The 17,353-nt window shown below is 68.8% G+C and carries 14 protein-coding genes and 1 tRNA gene; 2 read left to right on the top strand and 13 right to left on the bottom strand.

What is annotated here, in order from left to right; genetic code table 11:
- The first annotated feature begins 156 nt into the window (after nt 1–156).
- Nucleotides 157–1,653 carry an ATP-binding cassette domain-containing protein gene (locus C5E05_RS00225; protein WP_104340796.1) on the top strand — a complete coding sequence of 499 codons (1,497 nt, stop codon included), beginning with the start codon at nt 157–159 and terminating at the stop codon, nt 1,651–1,653.
- 49 nt (nt 1,654–1,702) lie between these two features.
- On the opposite strand, the gene C5E05_RS00220 is transcribed toward C5E05_RS00225, so the two are convergent.
- The 7 genes from C5E05_RS00220 to hisS form a co-directional block, all read right to left on the bottom strand.
- Nucleotides 1,703–2,518, bottom strand: coding sequence for a shikimate 5-dehydrogenase (locus tag C5E05_RS00220; protein WP_104340795.1), 816 nt, complete (start codon nt 2,516–2,518; stop codon nt 1,703–1,705).
- A gap of 144 nt (nt 2,519–2,662) precedes the next feature.
- Nucleotides 2,663–2,740: transfer RNA gene (locus tag C5E05_RS00210), tRNA-Leu, on the bottom strand.
- A 52-nt stretch (nt 2,741–2,792) separates the two neighbouring features.
- Entirely contained in the window at nt 2,793–4,319 is a 1,527-nt protein-coding gene (locus C5E05_RS00205) for an FAD-dependent oxidoreductase (protein ID WP_104298523.1), read from the bottom strand.
- Between the two features lie 51 nt (nt 4,320–4,370).
- Nucleotides 4,371–4,901: a DUF501 domain-containing protein gene (locus C5E05_RS00200; RefSeq protein WP_228496610.1), complete on the bottom strand. Its 531-nt coding sequence runs from the start codon at nt 4,899–4,901 to the stop codon at nt 4,371–4,373.
- Between the two features lie 70 nt (nt 4,902–4,971).
- A complete protein-coding gene (locus tag C5E05_RS00195; RefSeq protein WP_146080976.1) occupies nt 4,972–5,682 on the bottom strand; it encodes a septum formation initiator family protein in 711 nt (236 codons plus the stop codon).
- A gap of 119 nt (nt 5,683–5,801) precedes the next feature.
- Nucleotides 5,802–7,082, bottom strand: a complete 1,281-nt coding sequence (gene eno, locus C5E05_RS00190) for a phosphopyruvate hydratase (RefSeq protein ID WP_104241653.1) — start codon at nt 7,080–7,082, stop codon at nt 5,802–5,804.
- 189 nt (nt 7,083–7,271) lie between these two features.
- Nucleotides 7,272–8,588, bottom strand: coding sequence for a histidine--tRNA ligase (gene hisS / locus C5E05_RS00185; RefSeq protein ID WP_104340793.1), 1,317 nt, complete (start codon nt 8,586–8,588; stop codon nt 7,272–7,274).
- A gap of 25 nt (nt 8,589–8,613) precedes the next feature.
- Between hisS and C5E05_RS00180 the strand changes: the two genes are divergently transcribed.
- Nucleotides 8,614–9,864 carry a winged helix-turn-helix domain-containing protein gene (locus tag C5E05_RS00180; RefSeq protein WP_104340792.1) on the top strand — a complete coding sequence of 417 codons (1,251 nt, stop codon included), beginning with the start codon at nt 8,614–8,616 and terminating at the stop codon, nt 9,862–9,864.
- 124 nt (nt 9,865–9,988) lie between these two features.
- On the opposite strand, the gene C5E05_RS00175 is transcribed toward C5E05_RS00180, so the two are convergent.
- The 6 genes from C5E05_RS00175 to C5E05_RS00150 form a co-directional block, all read right to left on the bottom strand.
- Nucleotides 9,989–10,822 carry a MazG nucleotide pyrophosphohydrolase domain-containing protein gene (locus tag C5E05_RS00175; RefSeq protein ID WP_104340791.1) on the bottom strand — a complete coding sequence of 278 codons (834 nt, stop codon included), beginning with the start codon at nt 10,820–10,822 and terminating at the stop codon, nt 9,989–9,991.
- Nucleotides 10,823–10,824: 2 nt separating this feature from the next.
- The gene (gene mfd / locus C5E05_RS00170) at nt 10,825–14,439 is read right to left on the bottom strand and encodes a transcription-repair coupling factor (protein WP_374953236.1); all 3,615 of its coding nucleotides are present in this window, start codon (nt 14,437–14,439) and stop codon (nt 10,825–10,827) included.
- 72 nt (nt 14,440–14,511) lie between these two features.
- Nucleotides 14,512–14,949, bottom strand: a complete 438-nt coding sequence (gene dtd / locus C5E05_RS00165) for a D-aminoacyl-tRNA deacylase (protein WP_104306985.1) — start codon at nt 14,947–14,949, stop codon at nt 14,512–14,514.
- Nucleotides 14,946–15,539: an aminoacyl-tRNA hydrolase gene (pth, locus tag C5E05_RS00160; RefSeq protein WP_104306986.1), complete on the bottom strand. Its 594-nt coding sequence runs from the start codon at nt 15,537–15,539 to the stop codon at nt 14,946–14,948. The genes dtd and pth overlap by 4 nt, the downstream gene beginning before the upstream one ends.
- Nucleotides 15,540–15,670: 131 nt before the next feature.
- Entirely contained in the window at nt 15,671–16,270 is a 600-nt protein-coding gene (locus C5E05_RS00155; RefSeq protein WP_104241659.1) for a 50S ribosomal protein L25/general stress protein Ctc, read from the bottom strand.
- A gap of 175 nt (nt 16,271–16,445) precedes the next feature.
- Nucleotides 16,446–17,279, bottom strand: a complete 834-nt coding sequence (locus C5E05_RS00150) for a hypothetical protein (RefSeq protein WP_104340790.1) — start codon at nt 17,277–17,279, stop codon at nt 16,446–16,448.
- Between the last annotated feature and the right edge of the window lie 74 nt (nt 17,280–17,353).

Below are 17,353 nucleotides of genomic sequence, written 5' to 3'. Positions count from 1 at the left end.
GACAGTAGCGCACACCCGAGCGTCGCTCTGGCGATCCAGAGCGCCGATCTCGTATAGATTCGAGTCGTCTGAGTTCGCGGATCTCCGCGAGGGGGCAGACACGCGGAGCTGTTTTGCTTTCGGAATCATGCTTCGCACATCTATCGAGGGGGAACGATGGAAACTCTTGTGCACCTGATCGGCGCAACGACTTCGTACGGCAACCGGCAGGTGCTCCGGGCGGTCGATCTCACCCTGTATCGGGGGCAGATCGTCGGGCTCATCGGAGTCAACGGCGCAGGAAAGAGCACGCTCGTGAGCACACTCGTCGGACGCCAGCAGCTCGAATCCGGAACCATGATTCTCGGCGAGGAGCCGTACGCGCCTGCCTCACTCGCGGAGGCGCAGGCCTGCGGCGTCGGAGTGATCACCCAGAACGCGGAGCCGCCGAGGGGCCTGACGGTCGCGCAGGCGCTCTTCCGCAACACCTATCGGGCCGATGAGTCGCACGAGGCGGTTCTCGAACGCGCACGGGAACTCGTCGAGCAGACCAGCACCGAACTCGATCTTCACGCGATGATCGATGAGCTCGACCGGGGTCGTCGCGCGCTCGTCGAGGTCGTTCGCATGCTCGCCGAGGAGGCGCAGCTCGTCGTGATCGACGAGGTGGCCGTCACGCTCGCGGACCACGAGATCGCGCTCCTGCACCGAGTCCTCCGGCAGCTCGCCTCGCAGGGCCGAAGCATCCTGTACATCACGCACCGCATGGACGAGGTGCAGTCGATCGTCGACCGCGTCCTCCTGCTCCGTGACGGCACGATCGCCATCGACACCCCCATCGGCGGGCTCAGCGCCGAGGAGCTCACGGTCATGCTCATCGGCGAGTTGCCGGACGCGGAAGCGAGCCTCGCGAGCTCCGGGGAGGATGCGCACCGTGCCGCGCTCGCCGCGTTCGGCGTCGGCGACGGGTGCCTCCTGCACGGCGTCGATCTCCACGTGCGGCCGGGCGAGGTCGTTGGCGTCACAGGGACGCACGACTCGGGCGTCCGTCAGCTCATCGAGATCCTCGGTGGCGCGACCCGCCCGCAGCAGGGCCACGTGGAACTGTTCGGGGAGCCTGTCGACCTGGCAGAGGCAGGCATCGCCGAAGCTCACGGCGTGAGCTTCCTCGCGGACGCGGTTCCGGGGTTCGACGCCGATCGGAGCCTCATCCACGGCGTCGGCGCGACTGATGCGACCCTCGGCGCGGAGATCTCGCGGGCGAGGAAGATGATCGACCTCGTGCACCGACTGCGCATCAACACCGCGAGCATCCACACCGCGCTCGCAGAGCTCTCGGGCGGAGACCAGCAGAAAGCCGAGTTCATCCGTGCCGTCGAGCGCGGCGGCACGGTGCTCGTGCTCGCTCACCCGACGCAGGGCGTCGACGTCGGCGCACGTCGTGCCGTCTTCACCTTCCTCCACAGCCTCGCCGAGACCGGCACGGCGGTCGTGTTCCTGGGCACAGATCTCACCGAGCTGCTCAGGTGGAGCCACCGCGTCGTGGTGCTCGCCAACGGCAGGACCGCGCTCGAGGGACGCTCCGAGCTGCTCGACGAGGACATGATCGTGCATGCAATGCTCGGCGCCCAGCGCGCCGAACGAGTTGGGCGCCGAGCAGCCACGACCACGTAGCGGGTTGGCCCGCCACCGAGACCGCGGCGCCCCGATCCCGTCGGGCGGCCTAGAGCTCTCGAGAGAAGGCGGCCGCCCGCTCGACCTGCTCGGCGGTGATGCGCTCCCCCGTGTACTTCTCGAACTGCCGGGCCGCCTGCAGGGCGGCAACAGCGGCACCGGTGACCACGGGAACACCCTGCGCTCGTGCGAGCCTGATGAGTGGGGTCTCCGCCGGAAAGGCGACGACGTCGAACACGAGTGCAGCGGCGGCCACCTGCTCCTCGCTGAACGACAGCGCGGCCTCGTCTGCCCCGGTCATGCCCAAGGGCGTGACATTGACCAGCACGAAGGCACCTGGCTCGGGGTCGGCGCGCTGCCACCGGTACCCGTACTTCTCTGCGAGGGCGGTGCCGGCGATCTCGTTGCGTGCGACGACGGTCAGATCGCCGAAGCCGGCGTCCCGGAACGCCGCGACGACGGCCTTCGCCATGCCACCGGCGCCGCGCACGACAACCGGCAGCGACGAGCTGATGTCGTGCTCGGCGATGAGCTCGGCGATGGCCTCGTAGTCGGTGTTCGACGCGATGAGCCTGCCGCCGTCATTCACGATCGTGTTGACCGACTCGATAGCCAGGGCGGAAGGGTCGAGCTCGTCGACGAGCGCGATCACGGCTTCCTTGAAGGGCATCGAGACGGAGCATCCGCGGATGCCGAGCGCGGTGACACCGCGGATCGCGCCCTCGATGTCATCCGTCGTGAAGGCCTTGTAGATGAAGTTGAGACCGAGCTCCTCGTAGAGGTAGTTGTGGAACCGCGTCCCCAGGTTCGACGGCCGCGCGGCGAGCGAGATGCAGAGGGTCATGTCCTTGTTGAGAATCGGCATACGGCCAGTATCGCGGGTCGGCGCCGAGTGCGCCCGAGCAGCTGCCTCGAACGCGGACACACCACAGCGACCAGACGGGCAGGACGTCGAGGTGAGGGACGCGGCGGTTGCGCGCGAAGCTCGACGCGAGCCGGAGTCGTCTCTTGGTGCCCCACCAGGGACTCGAACCCTGACCTGGAAAGATTTTAAGTCTTCTGCCTCTGCCAATTGGGCTAGTGGGGCGTACACGTCGGGGCCGCCGCATCCGAAGATGTGACGGCCCCGACGAGGTCAGCTACTTGCTGTCGCCAGCAGGCGCCTTGGCCGAACGCGCGGCGGGCTTCGGAGCAGCCGATCCCGCTTCAGCGGCGACCTTCTCGGTCACCGTCTTGCCGCTGGTGTCCGCCGCAGGCTTCTCGGTCGAGGCAGCAGCCTTGTCGCCGCCGTGCTCGCTCGACGCGGGGAGCTTCTTCGGTGCATCCGCCTTGGCCTCGGGGGCTGCGGGGCGCGGACGCGAAGCGAACCGCTCGAAACCGGCGCGAGGCGTCTCGCGGGCGCTGAGCGAGACGAAGTCGCGGCCGAGCACGAAGTTGTTGATCCAGCCGGTGAGCACGCGGATCTTGCGCTCGACGGTCGGGATCGCCAGGTCGTGGTAACCACGGTGGGCGAGCCAGGCGAGCACACCGGTCAGGGCGAAGGTGCCCGACTGGAATGCGCCGACGCCGATGCCGAGACCGGCAACCGCGCCCATGTTCTCGTGGTAGTAGTCCTTCGGCGTTCCGCCGCGGAGCGTCGCCACGAGGTTGGAGGCCATGAGCTTGCCCTGACGGACCGCGTGCTGGGCGTTCGGCACGCAGAAGCCGCCGACTCCACCACCGGAGAGGTCGGGGACCGCCGAGACGTCGCCGGCTGCCCAGGCGTCCTGGACGATGCCGTTGTCGCCCTCGACACGGAGGTCGGCGCGTGCCCGGAGGCGTCCGCGCTCGTCGACCGGGAGGTCGCTGTTGCTCTTGATGATCGGAGCTGCCATGACGCCGGCGGTCCAGACGATGACATCGGTGGGGAACTTGTCGCCAGCCGAGGTCTCGACGACGCCGTCGACCGCAGAGGTGACCTGCGTGTTGAGGTGCACGGTCGCGCCGCGCTCTGCGAGGTTCTTGATGACCCACAGTGCGGTGTCTTCCGATACCTCGGGCATGATGCGCCCGGCAGCCTCGATGAGGTGGAAGTGCACGTCGTCGAACTGCAGCGACGGGTAGTCCTCCAGCAGCGCGGTCGCGAGCGAGCGCATCTCGGCGAACGATTCGATGCCGGCGAAGCCACCGCCGACGACGACGAATGTGAGGAGGCGCGTGCGCTCCGGGCCCGGGGCCATGGTCGACGCCTTGTTGAAGTTGTCGATCATGGTGTCGCGGATCCACGTGGCCTCTTCGACCGTCTTCACGCCGATGGCGTTGTCGGCGATGCCGGGGATCGGGAAGGTGCGCGAGACGGCGCCGGCGGTGACCACGATGATGTCGTAGTTGACCGTGTACGGCTCGCCGATCTGGGGCGTGATGGTCGCCGTCTTCGTGGCGTGGTCGATGTTCGTGACCTCAGCCGTGATGACGCGCGAGCGCTTGAGGTGGCGACGCAGCGAGACGACTGCGTGACGCGGCTCGATGTTGCCGCTGATGACCTCTGGGAGGAATGGCTGGTACGTCATGTACGGCAGCGGATCGACGACTGTGACCTGGGCTTCGCCCGGGTTCAGCTGCTTCTCGAGCTGCCACGCCGTGTAGAAGCCGGCGTAGCCTCCGCCAACGATGAGAATCTTAGTCACGTACTTGTACTCCCTGCATGCGATGGTTGGGCGAGGAAAACCTTGTCAAGTCTACTCCTGCGCGTCACGGGCGAGTGCATCGCCCGGGTTCGCGCACACGCAGCGCTTCGGAGACCAGGTGGACAGCTCGAGCGCCCAGTCTCCGACGGGGTTCACGCCGGGCCCCGCGACCAGCGAATGGGCGGCCAGGGCGTGGAGGCACTTCACGCGCGTGGGCATGCCGCCGGCGGTGACACCGGCGATCTCCTCGACGACCTCGAGCGATTCGCGTTCGGCGAGGTAGCGCTCGTGTGCGGCCAGGTAGGCGGCACGGAACTCCTCGTCGTCGCTCAACCGCTGCTGCATCTCCGGCATGATCTGCTCCGCCTCGATCTGCGACATCGCGATGGTCGCGGCGGGATGAGACAGGTAGTAGAGCGTGGGGAACGGCGTGCCGTCGGGCAGCCGTGGGCGCGTGACGACGACCGTCGGGTTGCCGCAGACGCACCGGGCGCCGATCCCGACGACACCCCGCATGGGGCGGCCGAGCTGCTCCCCCATGACCTCGAGGTCGCGTTCGCTGGCTACTGAGTACTCGAGCATTAGTCGCTTTCGGTTCTGCGGGCGGATGCGCTGGAGTGACGATCCGCGGGGTTCGATGTGCTTCGTGGCGCTAGTCGCCCTGGGTGGGCGCGGGTGCCGGCGCGGTGCCGGCGGTCACCATCGACTCGACGAAGCTGTCGAGCCAGCTGGCCTGCGTCTCGTGGAGCTCGGTGCTGATGTTGCTCTGCTGCTGCTTGTTGGTGGCGGGCGGGTCGAGCACGAGGTAGCTCGTGTCGCCGGGCATGACGAACAGGAGGCGTCCGCGGGCCTGCGACTGGATGTAGGCGGGGTCGCTCCACCTGTCGCGTTCCGTGGCGATCTCATCCACGCTCTGCTGCGTCTCGGTCAGCTCGGCCTGCAGCTGCGCGACGTACTGCCGCTGCGCGATGTAGCGCTGCGCGGTGGGTGCCAGCACCGCGATGCCGAGGATCACGACGAGTGCCACGAGCACGGTCGCGCCGTTCGGGCGCACGGTCGGGATGCGACGCCGTTGTTTCGACGGCCCGCTCGACGACCCGCTGGACGACTGCTTGCGCGGCGACGACGACGACGGCTTGGAGCGGGACCTCGACTTCGAGGGCGAGGCCTTCGAGGGCGTGGACTTCGACGGGGTGGACTTCGACGAGCCCTTCGCCGCCGCCTTGGCTGGGGTGCCGCCCTTCGGCTTGGCGCTCCCGCTCGACTTCGCGCTCGCGTTCGGCCTCGACGGAGCGCGCGGCGTGGCCTTCGACTCGGCTCCCCCGCTCCGGCCCGAGCTCGACTTTCCCGTCGACTTCGCCATGCGCATCCCCCTCCCGTGTCGGCTTCCCATCATGCCGAACGGGCCGGGGACTTGCCCCGACCCGTTCGTGTGTCGCGCTGATCAGCGCGGCGGTGAGCCGTGTCGACCGGCCCGAATCCCTATGCCTTGTGGCGGGGGAAGGCGCTGCGGCCTGCGTAGACGGCTGCGTCGCCGAGCTCTTCCTCGATGCGGAGGAGCTCGTTGTACTTCGCGACGCGGTCGGTGCGGGCAGGCGCACCCGTCTTGATCTGGCCGGAGTTCGTGGCGACCGCGAGGTGCGCGATCGTCGCATCCTCGGTCTCGCCCGAACGGTGCGACAGGATTGCCGTGTAGCCGGCGCGCTGCGCGAGCGAGACAGCGTCGAGCGTCTCGGTGAGCGTGCCGATCTGGTTGACCTTCACGAGGAGCGAGTTCGCTGCGCCCTCCGTGATGCCGCGCTGGAGGCGCTCCGGGTTGGTGACGAACAGGTCGTCGCCGACGATCTGCACCTTGGCGCCGATGGCGGCCGTGAGGGCCTGGTAGCCGGACCAGTCGTCCTCGTCCAGCGGGTCCTCGATCGTGACGATCGGGTAGTCGGCGACGAGCTTCTCGTAGAAGGACGTCATCTCCTCAGCCGAGACCTCAGCACCCTCGAAGTGGTACTTGCCGTCCTTGAAGAACTCGCTCGAGGCGACGTCCATGCCGAGCACGATGTCGGTGCCGAGCTCGTACTTCGTCGCGCCGATGGCCTCGACGATGAGGTCGAGTGCCGCACGCGTGTTGGGCAGGTCGGGGGCGAAGCCGCCCTCGTCGCCGAGACCCGTCGCGTAGCCCTTGGAGTGCAGGGTCTTCTTGAGCTGGTGGTACACCTCGGTGCCCCAGCGAAGCGCCTCGCTGAAGGTCTCTGCACCGATGGGGAGAATCATGAACTCCTGCACGTCGATGCCGTTGTCAGCGTGCGCGCCACCGTTGATGATGTTCATCATCGGCACGGGGAGCACGTGAGCGTTGGGGCCGCCGACGTAGCGGAAGAGCGGGAGGCCAGCCGAGTCGGCTGCTGCCTTCGCGACTGCGAGGCTCACGCCGAGGATGGCGTTCGCGCCGAGGCGCTTCTTGTTGGGGGTGCCGTCGAGCTCCTTGAGCTCCTCGTCGACGAGACGCTGGTCGCTGGCGTCGAAGAACTCGATGGCGGGGTCGATCTCGTCGATGACCGCCTCGACGGCCTTCTGGACGCCCTTGCCGAGGTAGCGGTCGGCGTCGCCGTCGCGCAGCTCGAAGGCTTCGAAGGCGCCGGTGGATGCGCCGGACGGCACAGCCGCGCGGCCGGTCGATCCGTCATCGAGCAGAACCTCGACCTCGACGGTTGGGTTGCCTCGGGAATCGAGGATCTCGCGGGCGTGGACGACGTCAATAAGGGCCACAGGATGCTCCTTGCGAATCAGTAGCGTACGGACCGCCAGAGACGCGGTCCTTCGTCAGTGTATCGGGGTCGGCGGAACGTGAGGAGGGCGCGGACGCGCTGACGTCACGAGGTGGGCGACGTGGGCTTGCGACCTCCGCCCCGCGGGGATCGTGCCGAGAAGCGCTCCCCCTCGTTCGGAGGTGCCAGGCTACGAGCCCTGGAGCGCCTCGAAGCTGAGCGTCTCGGGCGCGGCGACGTGCTCGTCGCGCACGTGGGCCACGTGCGTGAACCCCTGCTCGGCGAGCGAGGCAAGAAGGCCGCGCACGTTCTTGGGCTTCTTGGCGACGCGCACCCGCGACGCTCCGGAGCGCACGACCGCGCCCTTGACCTTCGCGATGTCGGCGATCGACGCTCGCTTGTCGAAGAGCAGCGCCACGGCACGCTCGTCGCCCGAGTCGGGCAGCTGCGCGAGGTCGACGATGCGCTCGAAGCCGATCGAGAACCCGCACGCCGGCACATCCTGACCGAGGAAACGGCCGATCATGCCGTCGTAGCGTCCGCCACCCCCGACCGAGGAGCCCGACTCCGGGTGCGCCGCCTCGAAGATCGTGCCCGTGTAGTAGCCCATGCCACGCACGAGGCTCGGGTCGAACACGAGCCGGATGGATGCGCCCGCCGCGAAGGCCGCATCCGCGATCTCGACCATGCCCTCGACGACCTCGACGACGGCCGGGTCCTCCCGGAGGGCACCGGGCAGGCTCGTGAGGACCGTCTCGCGATCGAGACGGATGCCGGTCTCCAGCAGGGGCGCCCACGTGGCGAGCGCCGCCGCGAGCTGCAGCGCGGCCGTCGCGTTGAGCGTCGCGAGCTCAGCCGCTACTCCCTCTGGACCGATCTTGTCGAGCTTGTCGATCGTGATGAGTGCGGCGCCGTGCTCGGTCTCCGCGAATCCGCAGTGCACGAGCAGAGCGGTGAGCAGGCGCCGGTCGTTGACTCGGATCGTGCAGTTGTCGAGGCCGAGCTCGACGAGCGCGGCCGATGACGCGACCAGCAGCTCGACCTCGGCGAGCGCACCCGGCTCGCCGATGATGTCGATGTCGCACTGCACGAACTGCCGGTAGCGCCCCTTCTGCGGCCGCTCCGCGCGCCAGACCGGCGCCATCTGCAGGCTGCGGAATACCCCGGGCAGGGTTCCGCGATGCGTGGCGACGAACCGCGCGAGCGGCACCGTCAGGTCGAAGCGCAGGCCCAGATCGCTCAGCGCGAGAGGGTCGCCGGCCTCGGCGGCAGCGGCAAGCGCCTCGGCGTCGAGCGCGCGCTTCATGACGGCGAAGGACAGCTTCTCGTTGTCGCCGCCGAGCCCCGAGTGCAGCCGCGCGGCGTCCTCCACGACCGGCGTCTCGATCTCATCGAAGCCGTGCCTCGTGTAGACCTCGCGGATCGTCCCGAGGATGCGCTCGCGCCTGCGCTTGTCTGCCGGAAGGAAATCGCGCATGCCACGAGGCGGAGTGATCTGAGAAGCCATTGCACTATTCTCGCAGGATGATCGCATGCGACGGATTCGGGGGCGCCGCGTGACCGACCAGCTTCCCCTCATCGGTGCGGCTCAGGCCAGACGCATCGCGCTCGCGGCCCAGGGGTTCGGCGGGCGGAAGGCCGCGACCGAAGCCGGAACGCGGCAGCTGGGCTCGCTGCTCTCGCGCATCCACCTGCTGCAGATCGACTCCGTGAACGTGTGGGAGCGCAGCCACTACATGCCCGTCTTCTCTCGACTGGGCGGCTACGACAAGGCAGCACTCGACCGTCTCGCGTCCGGTCGCCAACCGCGCCTCACGGAGTACTGGGCCCACGAAGCGGCGCTGCTCCCCGTCTCGTCACTGCCGCTCTTCGGGTGGCGGATGCGCGACAAAGAGGAACGAGACCGCCGCAAGAACGCAGAGTTCCTCGAGGGCCACGCGGCGACGATCGCGTGGCTGCGTGCCGAACTCCTCGAGCGAGGCCCGCTCGCCGCCAGCGAGTTCGACCACGAGGCCAACAAGCGGCGCGGCTCCTGGTGGGAGTGGTCGGACGTCAAGATCGTGCTCGAGTACCTCTTCCGCTGGGGTGAGCTCGCATCAGCACCCCGCAAGGGCTTCGAGCGGCGCTACGCGCTGCCGGAGCAGGTGCTGCCGCCCGAGGTGCTCGGCGCCGAGGTGAGCACGCGCGACGCGGTCCGTGCGCTCACCGGCATGGCCGCCGCCGCCCACGGCATCGGCACCACGGCCGACCTGGCCGACTACTTCCGCGTGCCGATGGCGCTCACGAAGACGGCGCTCGAAGAGCTCTCCGACTCCGGCGAGGTCCTGCCCGTCCGAGTCGCCGAGTGGGGCAAGGACGGTCCGTCGGGAACGGCGTGGCTGCATCGCGACGCGAGGCGGCCACGCGCGATGGACGCGGCAGCGCTCCTCTCGCCCTTCGACCCCGTCGTCTGGTTCCGACCGAGAGCCGAGCGGATGCACGACTTCCACTACCGCATCGAGATCTATACACCCGCCGAGAAGCGCGTCTACGGCTACTACTCCCTGCCGATCCTGCTCGGCGACGCGGTGGTCGGCCGCGTCGACCTGAAGAACGACCGGCAGTCGCGCATCCTGCGTGTGCAATCTGCATGGAGCGAGGCGGATGCGCCCGCCGACATCGCCGAACGCACCGCCGTGCTGCTGCGCGATGCCGCCGCCTGGCAGCACCTCGACGACATCGTCGTGGCCGACCGCGGCAATCTCGCCCGCGACCTGGGCGGCGCGCTCACGTCGACGAGCTGACGCAACGCCGCGGCCGGCCTTCCCGCCTGCCTGCCCGGCCCGCCGGCCTGGTCGAACGCTGCCCGGCGCTTCGCCCTCCAAGTCTTGCCCCGGAGGGGTATTCAACGGGCAGCGATCACGTAGTTCAGGCGTCTCGCGTTTCGGCTTCGGCTTCGGCTTCGGCTTCGGCCGATCGGATGCGCGCCTCGAGTTCGCGGTTGGCGAGCCGCATCGCACGCTCGGCGTCGAGCCCCCGTGCATCCGCGTCGCGCACGAGCGCAAGCAGCGTTCGCCCCAGCGTCAGTTCCTCGTCAGGCGCGTCCCCGGTGGCTGCGCCCTCCTCTCCCACCCCGGGTTTCGGGATGGCTTCCACGCTTCCGGATGGCTTGCTTTCCATCCCGAAGCGCCCAACCCATCCCGAATCGCTGGGCGAGGCGGCGGGCGAGGCAGCGGCTGAGGCGGCGGCGGGCGAGGCGGCGGGCGAGACATCGGCCGCACCGAGCTGGCGCTCCTTGCCGAGCAGCTTCTGCGCGAGCGCAAGCGCCGACATCCCTCGGGGCACGCCGTCGAGCACGCTCGTGCGGTCGCGCTTCTCGATGGCCTTGGCCTCCTGCCAGAGGCGGATGATCTCGTCGATGTCGCGGGTGGGCGTCGGCCCGAAGACGTGCGGGTTCCGGCGCACGAGCTTGTCGGCCTGCTCACGAGCGACGTCCTCGAGCGTGAAGCCGCCCTGCGCCCGCTGGGCGGCGATGTCCGAGTGGAAGAGCACCTGGAAGAGCACGTCGCCGAGCTCCTCGCGGATATCGGTGGGGTCGTCGCTCTCGAGCGCCTCGATGAGCTCCGCGGACTCCTCCGTGAGGTACTTCACGAGCGTTGCGTGGGTCTGCTCCTCGTACCAGGCGCATCCGGTGTCTCCGCGGAACGCCTCCACGACGCTGAGCAGCCGGAGCAGCTCGGGACGATCGCTCGCCTCCCCCACGGCTACTTGGCCTCCGTGTCGCTGGGGACCTCGACGACCTCGTCCTCCACCTCGAAGATGGCCTTGAGGATGCTGCGCACCCAGATGAGCATCTCCTCGTCGCTCGGCGGGTTGCCGTCGCGCCCCTCGAGGATGGGGATCGCGAGCGAGCTCGTGGCATCGACGATCTTCGACCCCGGATACATGCGCCGCAGGCGCATCTGCTTGGAGTCGCTCAGCTCGGCGGGTCCGATGCGCAGCGTCTTGCCGAACACGACGAGCTCGCCGAGGCCAGCCTTGACGGCGAGGCGGCGCAGCTTCGAGACCTCGATGAGGCGCTGCACCTCGATGGGCGGCTCCCCGTAGCGGTCCCGCAGCTCCTCGAGGACGAGCCCGATCTGGCCCGGCTTCGCGTTGGGGCTGGAGGCACTCGACAGCTTCTGGTAGGCCTCGAGGCGCAGTCGCTCACTCGCGACGTAGTCCTCGGGCACGCGGGCATCCACGGGGATCTCGAGCCGCAGCTCCGTCTGCCCCTCGGCGACCTCGCCGCGGAAGGTGTTGACGGCCTCGCCGATCATGCGCAGGTACAGATCGAAGCCGACGCCGGCGATGTGGCCGGACTGCTCGCCGCCGAGCAGGTTTCCCGCGCCGCGGATCTCGAGGTCCTTGAGGGCCACCTGCATGCCGGAGCCGAGCTCGTTGTTGGCCGCGATCGTCTCGAGGCGGTCGGTCGCGGTCTCCGTGAGCGGGCGCGTTCCGTCGTACAGCAGGTAGGCGTAGGCGCGCTCGCGTCCACGACCCACACGTCCGCGCAGCTGGTGCAGCTGGCTGAGCCCGTAGCGCTCGGCGTCGTCGATGATGAGCGTGTTCGCGTTGGCGATGTCGAGGCCGGTCTCGACGATGGTGGTCGAGACGAGCACGTCGAACTTGCGTTCCCAGAAGTCGACGATGATCTGCTCGAGCCGCGCTTCGCTGAGCTTGCCGTGCGCGACCGCGACCCGCGCTTCCGGCACCAGCTCGGCGATCTCCGCCGCCACCCGGTTGATGGATGCGGTGCGGTTGTGCACGTAGAACACCTGCCCCTCGCGCAGCAGCTCGCGGCGGATCGCGGCGGCGACCTGCCGCTCGGACTTGGCGCCCACGAACGTGAGGATCGGGTGCCGGTCTTCCGGTGGGGTCGCGAGGGTCGACATCTCGCGGATCCCCGTCACCGCCATCTCGAGCGTCCGAGGGATGGGCGTCGCGCTCATCGCGAGGATGTCGACGTTGGCCTTCAGCTTCTTGAGCGCGTCCTTGTGCTCGACGCCGAACCGCTGCTCCTCGTCGATGACGATCAGGCCGACGTCCTTGTACGCGATGGTGTCGGTGAGGAGGCGATGCGTTCCGATGACGATGTCGACGGAGCCGTCGGCGAGGCCGCGGATCGTCTCCTCCGACTCCTTCTTCGACTGGAACCGGCTGAGGGGCTTGATGGTGACGGGGAAACCCGCCATCCGCTCCGAGAAGGTCTCGTGGTGCTGACGGACGAGCAGCGTCGTCGGCACGAGGATGACGACCTGCTTGCCGTCCTGCACCGCCTTGAACGCGGCACGCACGGCGACCTCGGTCTTGCCGAAGCCCACGTCGCCCGAGACGAGGCGGTCCATGGGGATGGGTCGCTCCATGTCGCGCTTGATCTCGTCGACGGTCTGCAGCTGGTCGGGCGTCTCCACGAACGGGAACGCCTCCTCGAGCTCATGCTGCCAGGGTGTGTCGGGCCCGAACGCGTACCCCTTCGAGGCCATGCGGGTGCTGTAGAGCTTCACGAGCTCCACGGCGATGTCGCGCACGGCCTTGCGGGCCTTGCCCTTCGCGGCCGACCAGTCGGAGCCGCCCATCTTCGAGAGGGCGGGCGCCTCGCCGCCGACGTACTTCGTGAGCTGGTCGAGCTGCTCGGTCGGGATGAACAGCTTGTCACCCGGCTGGCCGCGTTTGGACGGCGCGTACTCGATGAGGAGGTACTCGCGCACGGTCTTGGGGGCGTTCCTGCCGCCCGCCTGGACCTCTCGCTGGCGCAGCTCGATGAACTTGCCGATGCCGTGCGTCTCGTGCACGACGAAGTCACCGGCTTTGAGCTGCAGCGGGTCGACGACCGAGTTGGCGCGTCGTCTGGCGAGCTTCTTCGGCTGGCGCGAGTCGTATCCGACGGCGCGTCCGAAGAAGTCGGTCTCGGTGACGAGCGCGAGCTTCTGGCCTGGCACCTGGACGCCCGTGGAGACGGGTGACTGGGTGAGGTAGGCGACGCCCGTCTCGAGCTCGTCGGGCAGCTCGTCGACGAGCCTCGCAGCATCGCCATGCTCGGAGAGCAGCTGGCTGGCACGCTCCACGAGGCCAGGCCCCTGGCTCGTGACGACGACGCGCCAGCCCTCCTTGAGGAGCGCCGAGACGTGCTCGATCGCGCCGTCGGCGTTGCCGGCGAAGCTGGGCACCGCGTCGCCCTCGATCTTCACCGCGAGGATCTCGCTCGCGTCGAGCTGCTCCTCCGGGATCTCCAGCGACTGGAACGGCGAGAGCGACCACCACGGCCGGGCACCGCGAGCGTCGCGGAGGCCGGAGACGCTGAGGAAGTCACCGGAGCTGAGGTCGATGGGGGCATCCGCACCGGCGGTCGCGGCACTCCAGGCGGCCTCGAGGAACTCGTGGTTCGTCTCCGAGAGGTGCACGGCGCGCGTCGCGACTCGTTCGGGTGAGAGCACTGCCATGGCGGCGTCCTCCGGCAGGTAGCTCGTGATCGGGACGAGCTCGCTCACGAGCGCAGGGGCGAGCGATTCCATGCCCTCGGACGGGATGCCCTCGGCGATCTTCGCGAGCATCTGCTGCAGGTTCGGGAACTCGTGCTGCATCTCGCGTGCGCGCTGGCGCACGCTCTCAGTGAGCAGCAGCTCGCGCGCCGGGGTGATGAGCGCCTCGGTGACCTCGGACTCGAGCGAGCGCTGATCCGCGACCGAGAACACGCGGATCTCGTCGACCTCATCGCCGAAGAAGTCGATGCGGAGGGCGTGCGACGCGTCCGGTGGGAACACGTCGAGGATCCCGCCGCGGACGGCGAATTCGCCTCGTCGCGTGACCATGTCGACCCGCGAGTAGGCGAGGTCGACGAGCTGCAGGGCGAGGCTCGAGAGGTCGTTGCCACGAGAGCCGCGCTCGAGGCGGATGGTCGTGGCCGCGTCGAGGCCGGGCAGGAGCGGCTGGAGGGCGGCGCGCACGGAGGCGAGCAGCACGAACGGCGCGGTACGCTCCCCCGCCTTCCAGTCGGTGAGCTCGCGCATGGCGCGAAGCCGGCGGCCGGTGGTCTCGACGGAGGGGCTCAGCCGCTCATGCGGGAGCGTCTCCCACGCCGGGAACTCCGCGATGTGCGCATCCGGCACGAACGTCTGCAGGTCGGCGCCGAACTGCTCGGTCTCACGGCTCGTCGCGGTGAGCACGAACAGCATCGGGGCGGCGCCGAGCTCGGTCTGGCGTGCGGCGAGGAGGTTCGCGATGAGCGGGGCCCTTGCCCCATCGACGAGCGAGAAGTCGGTGTCGCGACCGGCGCGCCCCATGGCGCGCTCGAAGGAAGGGGTGGACTGGATGGAGCGTACGAAGCCGTGCAGAGTCACTCGGGGAATTGTACGCGCCGAGGGGAAGATACTTCCTACAGTCCCCAGGCTCTCTTCTGCGCTGAGAGCGAGCTACGCGAGTTCTGCCGATTCGAGCAGCACGGTGAACGGTCCGTCGTTGACGCTCGCGACCTTCATCATGGCGCCGAACTCACCGGTCTCCACGCGCACTCCACCGGCGCGGAGGTCCGAGACGAAGGCCTCGACCAGCGGCTCGGAATGCTCGCGACCGCTCGCGAGCGACCAGGACGGGCGCCGACCCTTGCGCGCATCCCCGTATAGCGTGAACTGGCTGACGACGAGCAGCGGCGAGCCCGTATCGACGACGGACTTCTCGTCGTTCAGGATGCGCAGCCCGAGCAGCTTGCGGGCGAGCTTGGCCGCATCCGCCGCGGTATCCGCGTGGGTCACGCCGACGAGGACGAGGAGCCCGGCCTCGTCGATGCGGCCGACCGTGCGATCGCCGACCGTGACGCTCGCCTCGGTGACGCGCTGGACGACGAGCTTCACGCGCCAGCTGCCGTGTGCACTCGAAGTTGCGCGGCCTGCATGCCCTCGAGCGCGATGAGCTCGACCGCGTCTGCCGCGTCGCCGACGAGGACGGGGAGCACGTCCCGCTCGCTGCCCGCGAAGTCCTTCAGCACGAAGTCCGCGGCGTCCTGACGTCCGGGCGGGCGCCCGATGCCGACGCGCACACGCAGGTACCCGGGATCCCCCAGCGCCGCGCTGATGTCGCGCAGGCCGTTGTGACCGCCGTGGCCGCCGCCGACCTTGAGCTTCAACGTGTCGAAGGGCAGATCGAGCTCGTCGTGCACGACGACGACGTGGTCGACATCGACCCCGTAGTAGTCGACGAGCTGCGAGACGGGGCCACCCGAGGTGTTCATGTAGCCGTTCGACTTCGCCAGCACGAGCTTCGGGCCGCCGGGAGCCGTGCGCCCCTCCGCCACACGAGCGTTCGCCTTGGTGTGCCGCGAGAAGCTGGCCCCGATGCGCTTCGCGAGCTCATCCACGACGAACTGCCCGACGTTGTGACGGTTCTTCGCGTACTTCTCGCCGGGATTGCCGAGTCCGACGACGAGCCAGGTGTCTGCTGCCATGCTGCAAAGCCTTTCATGGGACGGGACGCGGCGGGCGGCGGCTCGTCCATGGATGATGGGACGCGAAAGGCGGGCAGCCGAAGCCACCCGCCTTCCGACGATACGTCGAGTCAACGACGCCAGACGAGGAACTACTCGGCCGCGGCTGCTTCTTCCTCGGCGTCCTCGTCCTCGTCCTCGCCACGAGGCGTCTGGATCGAGACGAGAGCGACCTCTTCGGCGTCCTCAGCGAGGTCGACGAGAACGGTGCCCTCGGGGAGCTTGAGGTCTTCGCGGTGGATGAGCGTGCCATCCTCGAGGCCCTCGACCGAGACCTCGATGAAGCTCGGGATAGCCGTTGCGTCTGCGGCGACGAGGATCGTCGTCGCGTCCTGGACGGCGATCGTGCCCGGGAAGGGCTCGCCGATGAGGTGCAGCGGCACGTCGACCTCGACGCGCTCGCCCTTGCGGATGACCGCGAGGTCGAGGTGCTCGATGATCTGGCGCACCGGGTCGCGCTGGACGTCGCGGACGAGCGCGAGCTGCGTGTCACCCTCGATGTCGAGCTCGATGAGCGCGTTCGCCTTGCGGATGAGCAGCATCGTCTCGTGACCCGGGAGGGTCAGGTGGCGGGGCTCGGTGCCGTGGCCGTAGAGGACCGCGGGGATCTTGCCGGCAGCACGGATCTTGCGCGCTGCACCCTTGCCGAACGATTCGCGCAGTTCGACACTGAGCTTGTTGGTCTCTGCCATGTTGTCTCCTTGATGGTGGTTCTCGACAGACTGAGGAAGCGTGTGGAGGCCCATTCAAGGACACATCACCGCGTCGATCACGGGCCTTACGGCCCCTCGCCGAAGTTCAGCCCCCCACTTTACGCCATGACGGGCGCCGCGTGGGGCCGTTCCTCGAAACCGCCGGAGCGAGCTGCTAAAAGCCAACCGCCTTGCGCCAGCCGTGGCGCCTGGCGCTGCTGACAGCAGCTCCTGCGCCCAGCATCGCGAACCCGAAGACGACGAGCTCGGCGGCGAGCAGCGAGACCGCCATGCCGGATGCCGGACCCGCGAACAGCTGGAACGTCGAGAGCTCCTCCTGCCAGAGGGGAGCCGCGACGAGCGCGGCCGTGATCTGCGCGTGCAGCAGGAAGCAGCCGAGCCCCGCGAGCACCGAAAGTGCCCCGGAGACGACCGAGCCCGTGCCGGACAGGCGCATCGTGAGGGCCATGAGGAAGAAGCCGACGGCCGCGAGCATCGTGACGAGCATCGTCCACACTGGCGAGACACCCACGCCGTCGCCGAGGAAGCTGCCCGCCGATGACGAGACGCCCGAGACGATGATCAGCACGGGGATGGCGCTGAACGCGACCACGCAGATCACGTAGAGCGGGACGGCGAGGAAGACCGAGCCGATGCGCGCCCACACGTTCGGGCTCGCCGACTCGCGGGCGCGGCCGCTTCGCGCCTCGCTGCCACGCGCATCCGCGAGACCGGACTGCTGACCGGCTCGCGGCGACCGAGCCGCTGCTGCCGGACGACCAGGTGCCGCTGGCGCGGACGCGAGAGCCGGCGGCGGAGCCTGCTGCGGGATGACGCGGGTCGACTCGTCGCTTCCCTCGTACAGGCTGGATGACGACGCCCGAGAGGTGGACGGCGTCGCGCGAGTCCGCGGCATCGCCGTCGTGGGCTGCTCATCGGTGATGGCGTCGCCGTCATCGTCTGGGCGCCCGAAATCATAGGCTCTCGTGCGGGCGTCATGGTCAGCCACTGGAGTGTCTCCTGTCTTGGTGCTCGCGGTCACGCATGCAGCCAGCTATCGTCCTGGCTGTGTGCCGAATCCGG

It is taken from the genome of Pseudoclavibacter sp. AY1H1, from assembly GCF_002931055.1.
Lineage (GTDB): Bacteria > Actinomycetota > Actinomycetes > Actinomycetales > Microbacteriaceae > Pseudoclavibacter.
The sequence above is the reverse complement of the archived record's forward strand: the minus strand, read 5'-3'. Positions and strand labels throughout refer to the sequence as shown.